This window comes from Pannonibacter carbonis (assembly GCF_003012935.1).
In the GTDB taxonomy this organism is placed as follows: domain Bacteria; phylum Pseudomonadota; class Alphaproteobacteria; order Rhizobiales; family Stappiaceae; genus Pannonibacter; species Pannonibacter carbonis.
On the sequence record NZ_PUDR01000031.1, the window covers coordinates 1 to 2450 of the forward strand.

General features: G+C 62.9%; 3 protein-coding genes. All 3 read left to right on the forward strand.

Going from position 1 to position 2450, the window contains the following annotated elements; all coding sequences use genetic code 11:
* The first annotated feature begins 84 nt into the window (after positions 1-84).
* The 3 genes from tnpA (at position 85) to tnpC (ending at position 2434) form a co-directional block, all read left to right on the forward strand.
* Entirely contained in the window at positions 85-477 is a 393-nt protein-coding gene (gene tnpA, locus C8348_RS22565; RefSeq protein WP_106755422.1) for an IS66-like element accessory protein TnpA, read from the forward strand.
* Positions 474-827, forward strand: coding sequence for an IS66 family insertion sequence element accessory protein TnpB (gene tnpB, locus C8348_RS21830; protein WP_106755423.1), 354 nt, complete (start codon positions 474-476; stop codon positions 825-827). The genes tnpA and tnpB overlap by 4 nt, the downstream gene beginning before the upstream one ends.
* A 68-nt stretch (positions 828-895) precedes the next feature.
* Complete coding sequence (gene tnpC, locus C8348_RS21835; protein ID WP_106755424.1) at positions 896-2434, forward strand: IS66 family transposase; 1539 nt, start codon at positions 896-898, stop codon at positions 2432-2434.
* Positions 2435-2450 lie beyond the last annotated feature (16 nt).

Sequence of the window (2450 nt, forward strand, 5' to 3'; positions counted from 1 at the left end):
GTAAGCGATGTTGTATCCTCACCTTCCGCTCGGTTGTGAGCCATGCGATTGCGCAGTGATTGATGTCAGTGCGGGAGTTTGTCCATGGACGCTCCAATGGAGCTTCTCACAAATGGGGCGAGGCGGCGTCGCAATCGGCAATGGCCCGATGATGTGAAGGCGCGGATTGTCGCCGAGACACTGCGGCCGGGAGCGAGTGTAAGTGCAGTTGCGACGCGGCATGGGCTGAAGGCCAACCATGTCTCCTCTTGGCGAACACTTGCGCGGAATGGGAAGCTGGTGCTGCCGGCACCAGAGGATCCGGTCGAGTTTGCGGCTCTGATGGTCGCACCGGTTGTTGAGGCCGTGACGGCGGCGGTACCAGCTGCATCGGCTGGGCCGGAGGTCGTTGTGGGTTCGGTGACCGTCCGGCTGGAGCCAGGCGCTTCGGCGGCCCGGATTGCCTCGGTGGTCCACGCGCTGATGGCGCCCTCATGATCTTGCCCTCCAACCGGGTGCGGATCCTGGTGGCGACCAGACCGATCGACTTCCGCAAAGGCCACGACAGCCTGGCAGCGTTGGTGAAGAACGAGCTGCACAAGGACCCGTTTACGGGCACTGTCTTTGTGTTCCGCGCCAAGAAGACCGACCGGCTGAAGCTGCTCTACTGGGATGGCACCGGATTGGTCATGGCCTACAAGCGGCTGGAAGAGCACAGCTTCACCTGGCCTGCGGTGAGGGACGGGCTGATGACGCTGAGCCACGCGCAGTTCGAGGCCCTGTTCTCTGGACTCGACTGGCGCCGGGTTCTGGCAGTGGAAGCACGGGCTCCAGAAGCGGTGGAATGACTGCGGCAGGATGACTCAGGGCCTGTCTTTTTGCGGGAATGCGGTGCTTGATCTGGTAGATTGCGGGCATGCTCGATAGCACCGAACTTCCCGACGATATTGCCGCCCTCAAGGCGATGCTTGTTGCCGCGGAGGCGCGCAACCAACGCAAGGACGAGCGGATCGCACAGCTGGAAAAGCTGGTCGCCGCGTTCAGGCAGGCGGCCTTCGGGCGCAGGTCGGAAAAGAGCGATCCGGACCAGTTCGATCTGGCGCTGGAGGATCTGGAAACGGCCATCGCGGCGATCCATGCCGAGGAAGATGCAGAGGATCGTGCGGCACGGCGATCGGCCAAACCACGCAGCGCCAATCGTGGTTCGCTCCCCAGGCACCTGCCGCGGATCGAGCAGATCATCGAGCCCGAAAGCCTGGTCTGTGGCTGCGGCGGTGGTCTGCACCGCATTGGCGAAGACGTGTCCGAACGGCTGGACGTGATCCCGGCCCAGTTCCAGGTGATTGTCACCCACCGCCCCAAATATGCTTGCCGGTCCTGCACCGACGGCGTGGTGCAGGCACCGGCGCCCGCTCGGCTGATCCCCGGCGGGTTGCCGACCGAGGCCATGGTCGCCCATGTGCTGGTCAGCAAGTATGCCGATCACCTTCCGCTCTATCGCCAGGCGCAGATTTACAGCCGCCAGGGTGTTGATCTGGACCGCTCAACGCTGGCCGATTGGGTCGGTCGGGCGGCCTTCGAGCTGCGTCCGGTCTACGATGCCTTGATGGCAGACCTGAAAAGGTCATCGAAACTGTTCATGGACGAAACCCGCGCACCGGTGCTCGATCCTGGGGCCCGAAAGGCCAAGACCGGATACTTCTGGGCGCTGGCCCGTGATGATCGCCCCTGGAATGGCACCGCACCACCCGGTGTTGCCTTCACCTATGCCCCGGGCCGAAGTGGCCTTCATGCAGAACGGATCTTGCAGGGCTTTGGCGGCATTCTTCAGGTCGATGGTTATGCCGGCTACAACCGGTTGCTCGCACCAGGTCGCGTCGGGCCGGACATCACGCTCGCCTATTGCTGGGCCCATGCGCGTCGCAAACTGGTAGAGATCACCCGCACGGGTCCCGCCCCGATCGCCGAAGAGGGTGTGCGCCTGATCCGCCAGCTCTATGCCATCGAAGCCGACATCCGGGGACTGGAGCCCGATGACCGGCTCGCCGTGCGCCACAAGCGGTCAGCACCGGCTGTGGCGCGAATAAAAGACTGGCTTGATCACCATCGCAGCCGCGTCTCGGCGAAGGCACCTCTCGGAGAGGCATTGAGCTACATCGCCAAATACTGGGCGGGGCTGGTGCTGTTCCTGACTGATGGGCACATCGAACTGGACAATAATGCCGTCGAGCGGACAATCCGCCCGATTGCACTGAACCGGAAGAATGCGCTCTTTGCCGGTCATGATACCGGTGCCGAAAACTGGGCCGTCATCGCCTCCTTCATCGAAACCTGCAAGCTGAACGCTGTGGATCCTCACGCTTGGCTGAGCTCAACCCTCAGTGCCGTCGCCAACGGCCATCAGCAGGGTAAGGTCGTTGAACTGCTTCCATGGAACTTCGCTGCAGAGGTGTGACCGGCACACCGCTTAC